This window comes from Andreprevotia lacus DSM 23236 (assembly GCF_900176275.1).
Taxonomy (GTDB): domain Bacteria; phylum Pseudomonadota; class Gammaproteobacteria; order Burkholderiales; family Chitinibacteraceae; genus Andreprevotia; species Andreprevotia lacus.
The window spans coordinates 23,813-41,594 of sequence record NZ_FWXD01000030.1 but is presented as its reverse complement, the minus strand read 5'-3'; the positions used below and the strand labels follow the sequence as shown (position 1 = coordinate 41,594).

The 17,782-nt window shown below is 58.8% G+C and carries 17 protein-coding genes and 1 tRNA gene; 4 read left to right on the top strand and 14 right to left on the bottom strand.

Translation table 11 applies throughout. From position 1 onward, the window contains the following. Positions 1–169: 169 nt before the first annotated feature. The 3 genes from B9A19_RS18330 to B9A19_RS18320 all read right to left on the bottom strand — a co-directional run bounded on the left by B9A19_RS18330 (position 170) and on the right by B9A19_RS18320 (position 3,737). Positions 170–1,795 carry a carbohydrate-binding protein gene (locus tag B9A19_RS18330; RefSeq protein ID WP_217807112.1) on the bottom strand — a complete coding sequence of 542 codons (1,626 nt, stop codon included), beginning with the start codon at positions 1,793–1,795 and terminating at the stop codon, positions 170–172. Between the two features lie 179 nt (positions 1,796–1,974). Beyond that, on the bottom strand, positions 1,975–2,856 hold the full coding sequence (locus B9A19_RS18325) for a carbohydrate ABC transporter permease (protein WP_245804381.1): 882 nt from the start codon (positions 2,854–2,856) through the stop codon (positions 1,975–1,977). Further along, on the bottom strand, positions 2,853–3,737 hold the full coding sequence (locus B9A19_RS18320) for a carbohydrate ABC transporter permease (protein WP_084092612.1): 885 nt from the start codon (positions 3,735–3,737) through the stop codon (positions 2,853–2,855). Before B9A19_RS18320 ends, B9A19_RS18325 begins: the two co-directional genes overlap by 4 nt. A gap of 180 nt (positions 3,738–3,917) precedes the next feature. Between B9A19_RS18320 and B9A19_RS18315 the strand changes: the two genes are divergently transcribed. The 4 genes from B9A19_RS18315 to B9A19_RS18300 all read left to right on the top strand — a co-directional run bounded on the left by B9A19_RS18315 (position 3,918) and on the right by B9A19_RS18300 (position 6,620). After that, complete coding sequence (locus B9A19_RS18315; protein ID WP_084092611.1) at positions 3,918–4,442, top strand: hypothetical protein; 525 nt, start codon at positions 3,918–3,920, stop codon at positions 4,440–4,442. Continuing rightward, positions 4,439–5,263 (top strand): alpha/beta hydrolase, encoded by an 825-nt coding sequence (locus tag B9A19_RS18310; RefSeq protein WP_084092610.1) that lies wholly within the window; start codon positions 4,439–4,441, stop codon positions 5,261–5,263. The genes B9A19_RS18315 and B9A19_RS18310 overlap by 4 nt, the downstream gene beginning before the upstream one ends. 385 nt (positions 5,264–5,648) lie before the next feature. Next, on the top strand, positions 5,649–5,864 hold the full coding sequence (gene nrdD, locus B9A19_RS18305) for an anaerobic ribonucleoside-triphosphate reductase (RefSeq protein ID WP_084092609.1): 216 nt from the start codon (positions 5,649–5,651) through the stop codon (positions 5,862–5,864). 15 nt (positions 5,865–5,879) lie between these two features. Continuing rightward, positions 5,880–6,620 (top strand): anaerobic ribonucleoside-triphosphate reductase activating protein, encoded by a 741-nt coding sequence (locus tag B9A19_RS18300; RefSeq protein WP_084092608.1) that lies wholly within the window; start codon positions 5,880–5,882, stop codon positions 6,618–6,620. Positions 6,621–6,836: 216 nt separating this feature from the next. Here the strand turns inward: B9A19_RS18300 and B9A19_RS18295 are convergent, their stop codons facing one another. From B9A19_RS18295 to B9A19_RS18250, 11 genes are all read right to left on the bottom strand, one after another. Further along, positions 6,837–8,282 (bottom strand): TolC family protein, encoded by a 1,446-nt coding sequence (locus tag B9A19_RS18295; RefSeq protein WP_176217013.1) that lies wholly within the window; start codon positions 8,280–8,282, stop codon positions 6,837–6,839. A 43-nt stretch (positions 8,283–8,325) separates the two neighbouring features. After that, positions 8,326–8,793, bottom strand: coding sequence for a toxin-activating lysine-acyltransferase (locus B9A19_RS18290; RefSeq protein WP_084092606.1), 468 nt, complete (start codon positions 8,791–8,793; stop codon positions 8,326–8,328). Beyond that, positions 8,790–10,799 (bottom strand): protein adenylyltransferase SelO family protein, encoded by a 2,010-nt coding sequence (locus B9A19_RS18285; RefSeq protein ID WP_139798970.1) that lies wholly within the window; start codon positions 10,797–10,799, stop codon positions 8,790–8,792. Before B9A19_RS18285 ends, B9A19_RS18290 begins: the two co-directional genes overlap by 4 nt. 46 nt (positions 10,800–10,845) lie before the next feature. Then, complete coding sequence (locus B9A19_RS18280; RefSeq protein ID WP_084092604.1) at positions 10,846–12,990, bottom strand: peptidase domain-containing ABC transporter; 2,145 nt, start codon at positions 12,988–12,990, stop codon at positions 10,846–10,848. Next, positions 12,987–13,961 (bottom strand): HlyD family secretion protein, encoded by a 975-nt coding sequence (locus B9A19_RS18275; RefSeq protein ID WP_245804380.1) that lies wholly within the window; start codon positions 13,959–13,961, stop codon positions 12,987–12,989. Before B9A19_RS18275 ends, B9A19_RS18280 begins: the two co-directional genes overlap by 4 nt. Before the next feature lie 650 nt (positions 13,962–14,611). Continuing rightward, the gene (locus B9A19_RS22265) at positions 14,612–14,851 is read right to left on the bottom strand and encodes a hypothetical protein (RefSeq protein WP_139798968.1); all 240 of its coding nucleotides are present in this window, start codon (positions 14,849–14,851) and stop codon (positions 14,612–14,614) included. Positions 14,852–15,233: 382 nt separating this feature from the next. Continuing rightward, positions 15,234–15,458 (bottom strand): hypothetical protein, encoded by a 225-nt coding sequence (locus B9A19_RS18270; RefSeq protein WP_084092602.1) that lies wholly within the window; start codon positions 15,456–15,458, stop codon positions 15,234–15,236. A 169-nt stretch (positions 15,459–15,627) separates the two neighbouring features. After that, positions 15,628–15,849 (bottom strand): hypothetical protein, encoded by a 222-nt coding sequence (locus B9A19_RS18265; protein WP_084092601.1) that lies wholly within the window; start codon positions 15,847–15,849, stop codon positions 15,628–15,630. A gap of 174 nt (positions 15,850–16,023) precedes the next feature. Then, positions 16,024–16,245 carry a hypothetical protein gene (locus B9A19_RS18260; protein WP_139798967.1) on the bottom strand — a complete coding sequence of 74 codons (222 nt, stop codon included), beginning with the start codon at positions 16,243–16,245 and terminating at the stop codon, positions 16,024–16,026. Between the two features lie 410 nt (positions 16,246–16,655). After that, a tRNA-Met gene (locus B9A19_RS18255) sits at positions 16,656–16,731 on the bottom strand. A 69-nt stretch (positions 16,732–16,800) separates the two neighbouring features. Then, entirely contained in the window at positions 16,801–17,568 is a 768-nt protein-coding gene (locus B9A19_RS18250; protein WP_084092599.1) for a DUF2189 domain-containing protein, read from the bottom strand. Positions 17,569–17,782: the final 214 nt, after the last annotated feature.

The window sequence follows — 17,782 nt, the reverse complement described above, 5'->3', positions numbered from 1 at the left end:
ACGACAGCCAGTTTGAAGGCGAGGGTGTAGTCCCGTTGTGTGCGCTTGATCTTTGATTCCATGACACTTGTCCTTGTGTGAGGGGAAAAGTGTCAACGTATTTCAGGACGGGTCACTGCAATGAAAAAGGGCACGCCTGGGCGTGCCCTTTTTCATCAAACACTACCGATCAAGGATTGATCAGCGGCTTGAGCTGGTTGGCAAACGGCCAGCCCTGTTCTTCGTCAGTACCGATCTGCCAGTCAAACGCGCCCAGCAGATTGGGGTGCGCCGCCTTGACCTGCTTCCAGGTCGATACAGCCTGGTCGATGCTCATGTAGTTGGTGGCACTGTTCACGCCCAGACCAACCACCAGATGCGTCTCGCCAATCAGGCCCACCCACTCGTTGACGCTGTTCACCACGTAGGCCGGATCGGCCAGGTTCGGGCCGTCGTAGTACTGCGGTGCGCAGTAATCGAGTGCGCCGGACTGCACCATGGTCTGGCAGAAGGTCTTGTCTACCGAGTTCCACGGTGCCGGCGGGGCCGAGATGATGAAGCCCGCATAACGGCGCTTCAGTTCCTGGCTGATCCAGATCATTTCACCGGTATCTGGTGCCTGGCTGCCCTCGAAGGTATTCCAGTCCAGACCGTCGAAACCGCCCAGCTGGTTATAGATACCGACGATGCTGTCGACGAAGTTCTGCGACTTGGTGCGGTTCGGGAAGCTCATGCCATTGCCTGCGCCGCCTACCGACAGGATGATGCGGCGACCCTGCACACCACGGGCATACTGGATGTCCGACACCAGATTGTCAGCCGCGCCACGGCCGTTGCCCGGCGCGTTCCAGATCACCCGGCCGGTGGTACCCGGCGCACCGCCTTCCGGCACGGCTGCAAACAGATAGATCAGGTTGTAGTTGGGATTGACGTCCTTGATGCGGACCGGCGAAGACGGCCAGTACGGCCAGTAGCCACCAACGATCTTGCCCAGCTTGCCCGGCACCGGGGTCGGCCCGGGGGTAGGCACTGCGGTCGGCACCGGCGTAGGGCCATTGCCGCAGGTAGTCGGTTGCCAGTAATAGGTGCTGATGGTCGGGTCGGTGGCGTCGCTGCCATTGCTGCCGACGGCGACTTCCTTGTAGTACTGACCATTGGCCGGGTATTTGACGATGGTACCCAGCTGATAGATCACGCCGCTGGTCCAGGTCACGTAATTGCAGCCCGGGGCCGGGGTCGGCGTGACGGTCGGCACTGGCGTGCTGGTGGGCTTGGGGGTGGCCGTCGGTGCCGGGGTGACGCCACCACACGTGGTGGGCTGCCAGTACCAGGTGCTGATGGTCGGGTTGGTGGCATCGCTGCCGTTGCCGGCCACTTGCACCACCTTGTAGAACTGGCCGTTGGGCAGGTACTTCACCACTGCGCCCAACTGATAAATCACGCCCTCGGTCCAGTTGGTAAAGGTGCAGCCAGCCGGCGTCGGGGTGACCGTTGGCGCGGCCGTGGGCTTGGGCGTGGCTGTCGGCGCAGACGTTGGCGCCGTGGTCGGCTTCGGCGTTGCAGTCGGCACCGGGGTGGCGCTGCCACTCGACGGGCCAAGGTCTTTCCACAGGGTCGGCGTGACCACCGGTGTCCAGCCTGCGCCCACATAGGCGGTGTGGGTAATCAGCGCCACATAGTCGTGGCCGTTGTAGCTGACATAGGTGCCAGCGGTGTAGGTATTGCCCTCGGCCCACGCCGGGTAGGCCGCCTGCGCATAAGCGGCGACGCCGCACAGCGCGGCCGCCCCCAGCGCGATCAGGTTTCTGGTTTGCATATTGCCTCATCCATCCATAGGGTTATCGTGTCGGGAATCGGCAACGCCCTCGCAGTGGCTTGTTGGAATTGCTCGCCAATTTCCCGCTACGTATGCTGCGGTGATAAAGCAATGAAATGAATGTCCGAGTGTGATGCAGTGATTTGTCGCAATTGCGCATGCATGGACAGCCGTCCGGACTAGTTGAGTCGAAAGAACAGACGCTGCGTCAGCGCAAAGCCGGCCAGCACCGGCGCGATGGCCAGCACTACCGCGGCCATGGCCAGATTGGCCGAGGTCGCGAACGGCCCGGTCAGGTCGTTGAAAATGCCCACCGCCAGCGGCAGCTTGGCCCGGTCGCTCAGTACCACGGCCGGCCACAGGTAGTCGTTCCACGCCAGCACAAAACTGAAAATCGCCAGGGTGCTCACCGCCGGCAGGGTTAGCGGCATGGCGATGCGCCACAGCAGCTGCCATTCGCTGGCGCCATCGACCCGTGCGGCATCCAGCATCTCGGTCGGCAATCGCAGAAAGGCCTGCCGCATGATGAACACGCCCAGCGCTGCTGCAATATTGGGCAGCACCGCTGCGGCATGCGTATCGAGCAGGCCCAGCCGCGCGCTGGTGATGAAGTTGGGGACAAGATTGACCTCCATCGGCAGCATCAGGGTGGCCATCAACGCGAGGAACAACCAGCGTTTGCCGGCAAAGTCGTGCTGCGCCAGCGCATAGCCGCACGGAATGGACAGCAACAACACGCCGGCCACGGTTTCCAGCGCCAGTTGCAGCGAATTGCCCAGATAATCCGTGAACGGCATGGCATCGAACACGCGCAACAACCAGAACGGCGTGAAATGGAAGCGATCCAGCTGCGCCTGCAGCCCGGCCAGCATCACGCCAGTGCCGGGGCGGGTAAACGGGCTGTTGGCGCCGCCATACAGCGCCGCAGCATCGGTGCCCTGTGCTGACACGGCAATCAGCAGCGCCCACAGGAAGGGGAATACCGCCACCACGGTCAGCAGCAGCAATGCGGCGTAGCGCAGCAACAGCCAGCCGCGTTGCATCAGGTCGCGCCGCATCATTGCACCCTCGCTTGCAACAGGCGTTCACCAAACAGGCGGAACTGCAGCGCCGCCAGCAGCAAGCACGCCAATGTGAGGATGAGCGCCGCGGCACCCGCCAAGCCCAGGTTCTGCCCGCTGAACGCGGTGGCATAGGTGTAATAGAGCACGGTCAGCGTTTCGTGGCTGCCTTTGGTCAACACCAGCACCTCCTGAAAGACCTTGAGCGCGGTAATGGTGGACAGCACCGTGCACAGCAACAGATAGGGCTGCAAGGTGGGCAGGGTGACGTGGCGAAAGCGCTGCAGCGCGTTGGCGCCATCCAGCGTGGCAGCCTCGTGCAATTCGCGCGGCACCGTCTGCAGGCCGGCCAGATACAGCACCATGTAATAGCCGGCGTGCTTCCAGAACGCAAAGGTGGTGACTGCATACAGCGCGGTGGCCGGGTTGCCCAGCCAGTCCGGCTGGCTGTCCGGCAGCAGCTCGACACTGTCGAGCACGGCATTGAGCACGCCGTCATAATGGAAAATCTGTTGCCACACCACGCCGGCAATCGATACCGCAATCAGTACCGGCACATAGTAGGCAGCGCGGAAAAAGGCGCCGCCACGCAAAGGCTGGTTCACCAGTAGCGCCAGCCCCAGCGCCCCCACCTGCAATAACGGCACCAGCAGCAGATAGCGCAAGGTGTTGCGCATGGCTTGGGCAAAAGTGGCGTCGTGCGCCAGCGCACGGAAGTTGTCCAGCCCCACCCAGTCCATGTCGCCGGTGGGCAGGTCGAACCAGTGGCAGGACAGATAGATGTTGTACAACATGGGCCACAGCGTGAACACGCAGAAAAAGGCCACGAAGGGGCCGATCAGCGTGTACACCGTATAGCGATTGACGCCGGGCTTGGCCATGGCCGCCCTCCTTGGATCAGGGTTTGCACCACTGTGGGCCGGAACGGCATGGCGGTAAACCCTGGGCGCCGATCATTCATGCGGGTTTTGCCGTTCTGCACATTCCTGCTGCCGATTTGCCACCCCGACGCGCGCGCGACCGGCCTAAAGTGACAGCACAAGGACAAGACAGGGGGTGCCATGCGCAGCATCATGATCTGGCTGGGGCTGTTATGCGCGGCAAACGCACACGCCGACCGGCTGGTTTTCGAGGAAAACTTCGAGCGCGATCTGGCGCAGTGGGTGGGGCAGGACGGGCCGGATGGACGCGCCATCGTCACCCGCATCACGGCCGACCCGCTGCGCAGCGGCAACAAGGTGGCCCAGCCCTTCGACAAGACTTTTGGCGGTGACGCCTTTACCCGCGAGCGTTTTCCCGCCGGTCGCTACCTGCTGGAATTCGATTACCTGGGGCGCTGCCAGCTCGATTGCGGCGGGGTGGTCGGCTACAGCAAGCAATACCCCGGCCGCCATACCTGGATCGCCGGCACCGATGGCGAGCAATTCCCGGTCAAGCTGATCGACAACGGCCACTGGCAGCACAAGCGGCTGACCTTTGCCAGCAGCTACGCCTTCCATCTGATGTTCGAGCAATGGGTGGAATCGCGCGGTGAACTCGGCAGCGTCTATTTCGACAACTTCCGTCTGTGGCAGGTGAGCGAATGAGCGCCGCACGCTGGCTGGCCGCCCTGCTGCTGGCAACCGTTGCCAGTGCCTCACTGGCCGACCCGCATTATGAAAAAGCCGTCATGCACAGCGCCGCACTGCAGCGCGACATGCGGCTGTATGTTTACCTGCCACCGGATTATGACCCGGCCAAGCGCTACCCGGTGCTGTACTTCCTGCATGGCAAGGGCAACAACGAGTATGCGTTGATGAACCATCTGGCACTGGGCGACATTGCCGATGACCTGATTGCTGCCGGTGAGATCAAACCGCTGATCATCGTCGCACCGCAGCTCGACAACAGCTTCGGCCTCAACCTGAACGACAACGACCACGCGCCGCTGGCCGACGGGCAAGGCGGCGGCCGCTATCAGGACTATCTGGTGCAGGACGTACCAGCCTGGGTCGAGCAGCACTGGGCCGCACGCAGCGACCGCGAGGGCCGCATGATAGGCGGCATCTCGATGGGCGGTTATGCCGCGCTGGTAGCCGCCTTCCGCTACCCCGAGCGTTATGCCCGTGTGGGTGGGCACAGCGCAGCGGTCAACCCCGGCTATACCGGCGGCTGGCTCTACCCGCTGCCCACCTCGCGCGCCGAGCGTGACCCGCTGCTGCTGGCCGAAAGCCCCGCGCTGGGCGGGCTGAAAATCTGGCTTGACTGCGGCCGTGATGACCCGCTGTTTGCCACCAATCAGGCGCTGGCCGGCATCCTGCGCAAACAAAAGCGCGACGTGCAATGGTCTACCGGCCCCGGCGGGCACGACAGCCGCTACTGGACCGATGCCAGACTGATCGAGTACCTGAAGTTTTACGGGCGCTGAGCGCTCGCCCCCCACACACAGCTGCGGTGCATGCCCCGGCATCTGCCCGCCCGGCCCGGGAGCTAGCCGGGTTTTGCAGCTGACGCAGCGCCCCCTTCCGGCTTGATTCCGCGACCTCGCCACCGCGAGATAGCCCCGCTGCGCTCGCCTGCGGCATGCGCAACCCGGGCAAATCAAGCACGCGGGCATGTCACGGTCACCGGGTAAATCCGCCGCATTTGATTCGGGTCAAGCTTCGTGCAGATAGCGCAGTGGCAGCGATTTCAGCCCCAACAAGCGGTGCTAGCATTTCACTGCGGCTGGTCGATCTGCTACCGCGGCGCCCGTCCGGATAGCCCGCCAGCGCAACCCTGGCAGCAAAGCAGCACCCGCCCGAGGACAAACCATGAGGTCAGTGACGATGGAAAAACCACCAACCCGCCTGCTTGCCGACACGCAACGCACGCGCTGCGAGGTGTGGACGCGCGTGATGGGCTATCACCGCCCGGTGGCCTCATTCAACCCGGGCAAACAGGGCGAGTTCAACGAGCGGCGTTTCTTTCTGCAGCAACCGTTGCGCTGGACACCAGCCAAGCCGCTCGCAACCGCCAGCCATGGATAATCCGCCGTGAACCACATGCATCCAACAGGCGAGAATGGCCGCCCCCAGTGCTATCAAGTGCCACCAGCGGGCACAGCGGGGCCAGATGCCCCGGCACTGGCCGGACTGGTGCCGTTTTCCAGCGTCGACTGGCCGGGCCAGCTCGCTGCGGTGGTGTTCATCGCCGGTTGCCCGTGGCGCTGCAGCTACTGCCACAACCCGCATCTACAGGAACGATATGCGTCCTATGACTGGCCTGCCATCAAGGCCTGGCTGCGCAGCCGGCAAGGCTTGCTGGATGGTGTGGTGTTTTCCGGCGGCGAGCCGTTGAGCGAGCCCAAACTGCCACAACTGGCACGCGAGCTGCGCGAAATGGGCTTTGGCGTCGGCCTGCATACGGCCGGTATTTACCCGCAACGGCTTGGCGAACTGCTCGCCATGCTCGACTGGGTGGGCCTCGACATCAAGAGCGACCGGGAGGGCTATGATGCCCTCACCGGCCGGCCCCGCAGTGAATGGCTGGCTGGTGTATCACTGCAGATATTGCTGGATGCCGGCGTCGACTTCGAATGCCGCACCACCTGGCACCCGGACTGGCTGAGCGAAGCCCGCCTGCTGGCCATGGCTGACGAGCTGGCCTGGCGCGGCGTCAAGCACTACGCGGTGCAGCTGGTACGCAGCAGTTCAAGCCCGGCCGCAAGGCTGCAGCTCAGCGAAACGGCCCTGCGGCAACTCGATGCACGCTTTTGTACTTTTGCATACCGCGCTGCGGGCTGATCGCGGCCTCAGAGCCGGTTATGCACGTTCGTCCGTCATCCGTGAATAAACCGCCCTCAGGTCCACGACCAAGCCGGGTGCCTACCGGTTTTTGAGGGTGGCAGCGGCGCTCCCCGATTGATTCCACGCCCCAGCCTGCGCGGGGGGCCTCGCTTCACTCGCCAGTGACGCGAATCGGATCTTTGCAAATCAAGCATTTAGGCGCATGACAGGCTCTCAGGGCGACGTTGCGCTCTGATCCAGTCGCCCCAGCGCTGCCGCCAGGCGCAAACGGCTGATATTCCAGTTGCTGTTGGCCTGAATCTGCAACAACTGCGCGTTGGCGAGCGCCTTCTGCGCGTTGAGCAGCTCCAGAATGCTGCCGACACCGGCCTGATAGCGTTCCTGCGTGGCTTCAAAAGACTGGCGAGCCGTATCCTGCAACGATCTGGCTGTATCCAGCGACAATACATCCGCCTGCAGCAGCTGATAACTCTTCCAGACACTGCTGGCAATATCCCGTTCCAGATCATCGACCACGGTTTTGGCGTTTTCTGCATCAGCCGCCGCGCCCTTGGTCTGGTAAGTCCGCGAAAACCCTTCAAACAGCGGAATCGTCAGGGTAATGCCGATAAATCTGTCATCGTTTCTGGCGGGCAGGGAAAAGTCGCGGAACAGGGCATATGGCTGGTTATCCAGTGTATAGCGGCCGCTCACACTCAAGATCGGCCGGCCCTGCGCTGCGATATAGTCCCGCTTGGCCAATGCAGCGCTGGCGCGCGCGCGCGCAGCCAGCAATTTGGGGTGATGCTCGCTAGCCTGTTTGATCAGCTCGTCAATCGATTGCATGAACAGAGGATCAGGCTTGGCGTTGAATGCATCGCCCAGCTGGATGTCCGCACTGGGCGACAAACCGACATCGCTGGCCAATAGCCCCAGCGCGGCCTTGCGTTCGGCCTCGGCGCGTTGCCTGTCATAAGTCGCCTGCGTAAATGCCGTTTCGGATTGCAGCTTGTCGCTTAGCGATACGGCGCCAACGGTGAACTTGGCCAGCGCGACGGCATGACTGTCGCTGGCGGCCTGCTCGTTTTCCCTGGCTGCTTTCAAGCTGGCCTGGGCGGATGCAGCGGTGAAATAATCGATGGCGGTGTTGAGGTAAACCGTCTGGATGGCGTCATCCCGCGACGCTATGGCGGCTTGCAGCTGAAATCGCGCGGCCGCCACATTGGCTTCCCTGGCACCAAAATCGTACAGCTTCCAGGACAGATTCAGCTGCCCCTGCCGTACCCGCGTACGGGCGGTACTATCGTCCATACCCTCCACCCGGGAGCTCTGCAAGTCTTCGCTGTACTGCCCCACCAGATTCAAGGTTGGCAGATATGCCGACCGCGCCACGCCAAGCTGTGCCTGCTGCGCATTGATTGAAATCCACGCGGCACGGGTTTTGGGGCTGCTGCACAGCGCATGGCGCACTGCATCGGCCAAATCCATTTTGGCTGCCGGATTGGGGGCGGGGCAAATCTGCGCGACCTCGCCATCGGCGCCCATGCCCCCGGGCGGCAATGCCAGATCGGGGTTTTCTGCCAGCAAGGGATCATTGACCAGCCGCAACAGCAGGTTTTGCGCGGCGGCCGGGCAGGCCAGCAGCAAGGGCAGCGCGCCCGCCAACAACAGACTGACCATGCGCACGCCAAGCACAGCGCGGGCCCGGGTGGTTACAGAGAAATCACGCCACATCGACAGGCAAACCCTTGCGTCGCAAGACGCCCTTGCGCAGTAAATTGCCCTGGGGATCACGGCGAGCAAACTTCACCTCGGCCACGTGCTTGAGCGTGTGATCACGCAGCATCCTGGCGCAAGCCTGCATGTAAGGGCGCTTGACGCAGAAATCCATGATCCAGACGATATCGCCCTCCTTCCATTCACTGGGGTGCAGAATATAGTCGGGGTCTTCCAGCATCTTGGCTTCGGTATGCGGGTTGACCAGTGCCCAGGTGGCGAAGCCTTGTGGAATGCCGTCGGCATCAAAGAAAAACTCGATCTGCCGGTGAATGATGGGTATCCGTATCCAGATCGGCACGCTGGCAAACTGAAAACCGCAATATGCGGGATGCGTTGCCATCAGGTGCGTGGCGTATCCGATACGGGCTCCGATTTCTTTTTGTGCGGGATTGGGTTCCAGCTGGATGTTCATTGCACTACCTCGAGTTTGAATGTTTGCAGCCCGGCCGCCAGCGATACCAGCGCCACGACGCGTTGCGTGGCCGCGCCAGCCGAAATGCGGATATCCCACTCCTGCCTGTCTTGCCCGCCCAGTGGCAGCATCAGCGCAAGTTCACGGGCTGTTGCGCTGGCATTGAGCGCCAGCGCGCGCTGGCTGTGGCCATTGATGCTGATTGCAGCCCCGTCCGGCTCGCCCAGCGCCAAACGCGCCGCGCCAAGGCGCAGGCTGGCGCCCAGCAAGGGCAGCACCAGCAGCAATTGTTCCGTATCGCTGTCGGCATCAAACACATGCAGCAAACGATATTCGCAGCCAACAGGCTGAAAATGGCCGAGCACCGCGTATTGCTCGGGTAGCTCCCTGAAAAAGCGGCGCGACTGATTGAGCGTATCGGCCACATGATCTGCCACCGCCTTGGCCAGCCCGTCTGGATTGCTGCGGCCGGCCTGCAAGAGCGCTTCGGTCCCGGTCAACAAACGGTTGCGGTACAACATCGGCGTATGCTTGCTGCGCGTAGCTGCGTTGATCTCGACCAGGCGGGCATACGCCGGCCTGGTCCAAGGCACCGCCGCCTGCGCTTGCTGCCAGTACGCGGCATAAGCCGCGGTCAGCGCCTCGCGCAAATCGGCATCGGCGATGGCTGCTGCCAGCGCCTCATGCAAACCGTCTTGTGTCTGGCTGGCAGCCAGCAATACCGCAACCTCGGCCAGATCATGATCGCCCATGCGCTCCGGTACGGTGCTCAAGGGCAATACATTCATGCAGCCGGACACAATAAGCTGCTGCAAACATTCAAACAGGCGGGTGTGCTCGGGCTGCGCAGCCAGCTCGCGAATCACCGAGCGCGGAAAACCCATGCCGTGCAACAGCTCGCACTCAAATTCCTGCTTGAGTACATGCTGGAATTGGGCAAACAGCTCCAGCGTGGTGAGCGGCATGGCTTCGCCTTGCGGGCGGAAGGCGTACTTTTCCACAAAGAACAAAAAGACCTGGAACAGCCCGGCAAAGACCTTGTGATCCTCCCAGAACGAGGAGAACCCCTTGGCAATGATGTAATTGCCATAGCCGGACAAAGCCGTCATGGTGCCAAAATCGATATACCGGCCAGAAATGTCGATATTGGATGTACTGATCGCACCATGCACAAAGCGACGTGCCCGGGCATAGGCATGCTGGCTGGCAAATCGCCGGGCCATTTCCTGCAAACCGGCAATCAGCGCAGCTGAGCCAGCTTGTTCCTCTTGCCCGTTTGCAACAGGCAGCGCCCGCACCAGCCGACTCACTGCTGCCTCGGTGCGGATTGCATCGTGGCACATGGCGTTTTCCAGGCCCGGGTAGGGGCGGAAATAGGTTGCCCGTTCGTAATTGGCCGGGCGGATATTGACCTGGCGCACAATGATGGCGCCCTCGGGGCTGATCTGGTCGGCATTGCCCTGCAGGCCAAAGTCAAAATTGGTTTCCTTGCCCGTGGCGATGACGGCCAGGATGCGCACGCCGCCGTACGGGAACTCCTGGTGCGTCATTTCGCCCCAGACGGCCTCGCGTATGCCCTCTTCTATCGTGGCGCCGCCATGGGTATGCCAGAAATCCATATCCCGCCCAGCCAGCGGATTTCTGCCTATGCCCTTGAGCTGGAACTGGCCATTGAGGCCACAGCGCACCCCGCCACCATTGCTGGCCTCACCCTGGCCACCGTATCGCTCGGCCAGAAACTGCCTGATTTCCTGCGTAAAATATTCTTCTTGATCACTTTCACCAGGCACCATATAGGCAAAGGAATCAAGCAATTGTGCTTCCAGTTGCGCCGGGGGCAGATCAACATCCATATCATTGAGCAGGGCATGGTTGACCCAAACCAGGCGAGCCTTGCTGAGCCGGCGTGCACCAAACGTCACAAACGATTCTGGCGGCAATTCCTTGTCAAACAGGGCGGTATTGTCCTTGTTCACCTGCGGGTGCGTTAACAAACAACGAGTCATGGCGTGAGGTAACCTTGTTTCGGGTGAAAAGAAGCGGCAGAAGTTGTTACTGCAAGTCCAGCTCGGCCACTTTGGCGGTCGGCACCCGCGTCAGCGCCGCACCATCCTTCAGCATGACGATGCGGCCAGCCATGGCGATGGTTTCCGGCCGGTGTGCGATGATCAGGCGGGTGATGTTCAAACCCTGCACGGCCACGTTGACGGCCTTTTCGCTCTCGACATCGAGATGGCTGGTCGCTTCGTCCAGGATCAGGATGCGCGGGCGCTTGTAGAGCGCGCGGGCCAGCAGCACGCGCTGTTTTTGTCCGCCAGAGAGCACGGTGCCCATATCGCCAACCAGCGAGTAATAGCCCATGGGCATTTGCATGATTTGCTCGTGGATACCGGCCATGGCAGCACACGCCTCCATCCAGGCGCGATCAGGCTCCTTGGCAAAGAAAGTAATGTTTTCCTCGATTGAACCGGAGAACAACTGATCGTCCTGCATCACGGTGGCCACCAGCTTGCGCAGGTTATCCATGCCCAGTTTCTGGATCGGAATGCCACCGATCAGCACCTCGCCTTGCTGCGGCTGCAAAATACCCAGCGCAACCTTCATCAATGTGGTTTTGCCACCGCCCGACGCCCCGACCAGTGCAACGGATTCACCGTCCTGCACCTGGAAGGAACAATCCTTCAGGATGTCCCGCTCCTGCGGCGCATAGCGGTAGTGCACACCCTTGATCGTCAGATCGGCTTTCAGATCTGCCGGCAAGGGGATGAGCGATTCGGTTTTTTCGCGTTCGGTCAAAACGATGTCTGCCAGGCGCTCGCATTGCAGGCTGAGCATGCGCAGTGCAAACAGGCGGTCGATCAAGCCGCCAAATCGCTGGGTGAACTGCCCCGAATAGGTGGTGTAGGCCACCAGCATGCCGACCGACAAATCACGCGACAGCACCAGATTGGCGCCGAGCCACAGAATCAGCACGCCATGCAGACCGAAAACGGCCGCATTGACCACGTTGTAAAGCAGCGTCAGCTTCTTGGTTTGCAAATCGGCGTTGATCTGGTCGACAGACAGATTCAGCCAGCCCGAGCGCCGATCATCCTCCTTGCCAAACAGCTTGATGCTGCGCACGCCGCGTATGGTTTCCAGGAAGTGCGTTTGCTGCTGCGCGCCGATGATCAGGGTTTTTTCATTGGCCGCCTTGAGCGGCGCATACCAGATCGCCCGGAAAATACCGTAGAGCACCACAACCGTCAGCGTGATCGTCGCCAACACGGGGCTATAGAGAAACATGACCGCGATCAGCGCCAGCGACGTCAAGCCATCCAGCACCGTTTCGACGAAGCTGCTGGTCAGCGTTTCCTGGATTTGATGGATGGCGCCAAAACGGGAAACGATATCGCCGATATGCCGTCGTTCGAAAAACTCGACCGGCAGCCGCACCAGGTGGGTAAAGACGTTGGCCACCCACTGCAGATTGATGATGGTGTTGAGATAGAGCAGAAACCACGAGCGCACCGTACTGAACAATTGCTGCAACAGCAGCGTGCCCAGCAAAGCAATCCCCAGCACCATCAGAAAAGCTTTGTCACCGGTCACCAGCACATTGTCGATGATGGTCTGGCTGAAAAAGGGCGTCACCAGCGACAGCCCCTCCAGGCAAAACGCCAGCGCCATAACCTTGAGCACGGTGCGCTTGAGCCCGCGCACCTCACCGATCAGCTTTTTCAGCTGTATGGATTGCCGCTCTTCCTTGGCCTCGAAATTGATCGTCGGGGTCAGTTCAAGCGCAACGCCGGTAAAACGCTCGCTGGCTTCACGCCAGGTCAGCTTGACCTTGCCAGCGGCCGGATCGTGAATGACGATATGCTTCTTGCTGGTGCTCTTGAGCACGACAAAGTGATTGAAATTCCAGTGCAGAATGGCAGGCAGCTGCAGCTGTCCCATTTCTTCCAGATCCAGCCGCAAGGCGCGCGATGCCATGCCCAGGCGCGAGCCCATATCGGCCAGATCACTGATGGTCGACCCGCTGAGCGATATGCCAAACTTTTGCCGCAGTGTCGGCAAATCCAGCCGGTGACCATAGGCGGATGCCACCATGGCAAGGCAAGCCAGACCACACTCCGAGGCTTCGGCCTGGTACACCAGCGGCAACTCGCTCTTGCGCCCGAATGCAAGCTCATCCAGATGCTGATTGATGGTCATTGCCATGCCCCCAGTTTGTCGGAGGCCGCGTAGAGCGGGTCCAGCATGATTTGATAGATCTTCTTGGTGTTGACGGCCACATTGGCCTTGACCGACATGCCGACTTGCAGCGGAAAATCCTTGCCGTAAGCATGTGCAACCTGTTTTTTCAACGCTACCAGCACCCGGTACATGGGCGCAGGTTCTTTCATGAAAATACCCAGTTCATTCGGATTGAAAGTATTGCTGGAAATGGCGGTCACTTCGCCCTCCTGCAAACCGAATTTTTCATGGGGAAAGGCGTCATAACGCAGGCTGACCCGATTGCCTTTCTTGATGTATCCAATATTTTCGCTGGGCACATACAGCTCGGCCAGCAGGGTTGCTTGCTCCGGAACAATACTGAGCACGATTTGTCCGGCATGGCCACGCTGGCCTTGCTGAATCAAGATACCGGCGATAATGCCGTCACTGGGCGCCACCACCTTGATTTCGCGCTCGGATTCATTCCGTGTCAGCGTCGCTTCACTGGATGACATATCGCGCTGTATTGTCAGGCGCTGCTGGGCCAGCTTGGCCGGTAATTGCGCGATATCGGCCTCCAGCGCATGCATCTGGATGCGCAATTCTGACTTTGACCGCTCCATATCGGCCAGGCGGCCTTGTTGATCGAGCAAGACGCCCTGTTGTTGCTGCAATTCAAGGTCGGAAATGTATTTCTTCCTGTTGAGCTGCTCATAGCGCTCGACAATACGTTGGGCGATTTCTATTTTTTTGTGCTGGTTGTCGATCTGGCTATCCACATTCCCTGCCTGCATATTGAGCTGTAACAGTTTCTTTTTGGCATCATCAAGCTGCAGGCTATACAAGGTGCGCTGGTTATCCAGCTGCGTATCCATATTGCGCAACTGATCCTTGACACTTTGACTGATGGCAGCATGCAATTGCTGGCCATCGGCCGTTTCCGTTTCGGTCGACAGCAGGTACAGCACCTGGCCTGCCTTTACCCGCTCGCCCTCTTTGACATACAGGCGCTTGAGCGTGGCAGGCTGCTCGATCTGCAACTTGGATAGCCCCTCGCGTGGTTGCAATACCCCAATTGCGGGAATTTTTTGCGTGTACTGCCCAAAAATCAGCACCACGCCAAATACCAGCACAATGCAGAGTGCAAACACCGCAACAATGCTGAAAGACACGGGCTGAATCAGGACAACCTTGCCTAGCCCACTGCTTTGCTGGGCCTTGAGGGCCTCGGGTCTGAAAAGATTTGACATGGGTTGCAGAACATTAGCCTTGTGCCGATGCGAGATGAAGAATCATCATACCCGCGAGAATTTCCAAGTACTGCTTGTTTTTTTAATCTATCTAGATGCCACTACTGATCAGCCAGTCCAGGCCAAAGCTCAAGCAACACACATTTTTTAAATCATCCATGCAAGAACACACCGGCTGACGCGTTTTTTGTCGCAGACCGGTCTGGCCAGACCAGGCCGGTCCATATCAAGCCAGCTATGCACCTTGCCAGCCAATGAGGATATTGCCTTCGATATAAATCGGTGTCGCCCAGCCAGTTACGGATGTAAAATAGCCACTTTCATCACGCACCCCGTAGGTTGCCCAATAGTAGGTGGTCCCTTCGAAACTAGCGGTCTGCCCCATATAAGTGCCATTCGGTATCGGGAGCGAGCCACCAGCGACTTGCCGCATCTCTTGTGTGTTCAAAAGACGCATTTTTTACATCCACTTGAAAAATAGATAAGCATGAAATCGGCACGCCCACACCTTGGAATAAATGTCGCGCAACGCCTGTTTTCAAAATAATTTCGGCATCAAAATCCGCGAGTGTTCCCAAGCCCTGCCATGCCGTACCGGCCCATTTCAAAAACCTATGCGGCCTGCCAATTTACGAGTTGATGGTACTCGTTATAAACCGGGACATACCAGCCCGTAAGCCACCGTTCTACACCGGATGAGTCAGTAACTCTGACCGTTTCCCAATAGTAAGTAGTGCCTTCAAACCAGGCTGTCTGGCCAATATAGGTGCCATTTGGCAGCGGAACCCCGCCTCCAACTGCCTGTTGCATTTCTTGAGTATTCAGAAGACGCATTCTTATTTCTCCAAATAGGCAAAATATTACTTTCAGAAAGCATGCTCTCCAAAACCCGAGCCATGCTTTTTCCAGACTACCTATCATGAAAAGCCGGGGCATCCCGGCCTTCCAGAGCAAACCCATATTCGGTTCAGCTCAATTCAGGCACGCACCTTATGCGCCTTGCCAGCCAATCTGGTTGTGGCTCTCGTCATAAACCGGGGTAGCCCAGCCTGTCACAAATGTGCCTTCGCTGCCACCTTCACCGGCAACCAGATAGGTTTCCCAGTAGTATGTGGTGCCTTCAAACCAATAGGTCTGACCGATATAGGTTCCATTCGGAAATGGAGGGGTTCCACCGGCGACTTGTTGCAATTCCGGATTGTTCAGAATACGCATTTTATTGATTTCCTATTGAATATAAATAAAGATGCATTTCAGCAGATATACCCTGCAAAAATTCAAGGCACACCCATGCGCAAGCCATCCCTGCATTGAAAGCCGGGGTTACCCCCAGCTTTCTGGATCAATTCGGCAATGCCGGCTCAACCCACTTCAGGTACGCAGCTTATGCGCCGATCCAGTCTTTAATGTGATGCTCTTCGTCGTAGACCGGAAGAGCCCAGCCAGTCACATAGGACACTTGACCGCCTTCACCAACAACCTTATAGGTTTCCCAGTAATAGGTATTACCTTCATAGATGACGGTCTGGCCGATAGTGGTACCATTCGGAACCGGAATCGAGCCACCAGCAACTTGTTGCATTTCTTGAGTGTTCAGAAGACGCATTTTTTATATCCGCATTAAGAATTGATAGATTTGCATTTCGGCACACATGCTCTGAACTACAGGGCCGGAGCAATGCATACCTTCAAGCTATTCAAAGATTGAATGCCAAGAACCAGCCCCGGCTTTGCAGGTTTATTCTGCAATCCATGGGGTCAGCTGTTTCAAGAACGCAACTTATGCGCCTTGCCAGCCAATCTGGTTGTGACCTTCGTCATAAACCGGAGTGGCCCAGCCAGTCACGGTCGTGATTTGACCGCCTTCACCGCGAACCTGATAGGTTTCCCAGTAATAGGTGGTGCCTTCAAACAAAACAGTTTGGCCAGTATAAGTGCCATTCGGAACCGGAATGGAACCGCCGGCGACTTGTTGCATTTCTTGAGTATTCAGAAGACGCATTTTTTACATCCATAATTAATAGGTTGATAAAAGTTGCATTCCGGAATGCATGCCTATAGTGTCATGCTCAAAAAAACAAGTCAAAAGATTCACGTAATTATTTTGTACGAAATACTTACTACATCCATGCAAACATAACAAAATCAAGCACTAAGCTACAAAAACCGTAACGAAAATGATGTAGCAATTGCCACAAACCCTGACAGACAGCATCAGAAACGCAATGAAGGGGATACGGTTTACAGGCCACGCACGTCAGCACGGGCAGGCAAGAGCACGGGGTCGCCTGGACGGCCAAATCGGCCAGCAACCGCGGGGAGGGAGAAGCAGAAGGGGGGAAGATGCCGCGGGCCACTGCAGCGCCCAAAGCAAAAACCCCCGACCACATTCGTGATCAGGGGTTTTGGTATTGGTTGCGGGAACAGGACTCGAACCTGTGACCTTCGGGTTATGAGCCCGACGAGCTGCCAACTGCTCCATCCCGCGACAGAGAACGAGATATTAGCGTGTCGGCAGGCACTCGTCAAGCCCTGCCGACATCTTTCGGTAACACGCTTACTTCACGAGGTCTTTGTAGGCGATCCAGGTGGCATGGCCCAAGATGGGGAAGATCACCGCGAAGCCCACCAGGAAGGTGGCAAAGCCGATGACGGTCAGCACCACGATGGTGGCAGCCCACAGCAGCATGGCCGGCAGGTTTTCTGCCACCACGCGCACACTGGTCATCATGGCGGTGATGACGTCCACTTCGCGGTCGGCCAGCATGGGAATCGACACGGCAGTGAGCGCAAATACAACACATGCAAGCACCAGTCCGCCGATGAACCAGGCCACGGTAAACAGCGCATATTCACCCGTCAGCGCGTGGATGAAACCATCCATGGTGACGGCCTCGCCGCCATAAAAAAGGGCGAACAGAATGGCCGAAACACGCTCCCAGGCGATGGCGATCATGCCCAGAATGGCCCCCATGAAAGCGAGCTGACCGAAGTTCTTCATCAGGTCGTGTATCGACTGCGCAAACGACGTTTCGCGCCCCTCTTCGCGCTCGCTGGTCAGCTCGTAAATGCCCGCCGCACATAGCGGCGCAAGCAATAGATAGCCCGTGACCGAGAACGTGGACAGGTAGACGTAGCTTGCCGCCACCAGCAGCACCAGCCAACCTGTCAGCACGGTCAGAATGCCGTAACCAAGACTGGGCAACGGGTGGGCCATAAAATCGGCCGCGCCACGGCGCAGCCAGCTGAACGGACGCATCATTTCAACCTTGCCGGTTTTGGGCAGACTGAAATGCCGGTCCAGCGTATCCAGATGTAAATCCATGATTCCCCTCCCCATTTCGAGTAGACGCAACTTGCAGTACGTTGTGATTTTGTAGTCCAATCTGGTGCACTACTGCACCAAAATCCGACAGACGGCGTTTGTCAAGCCAAATTTGTGCAGTGCAAGATTGCTATTCGCTGTTTTTTTGCTAGCTTGATAAGAAAGCATAAGGGGGCGCCTCGGGCCAGACATCTGTCTGCGTGCCTGCCACCCC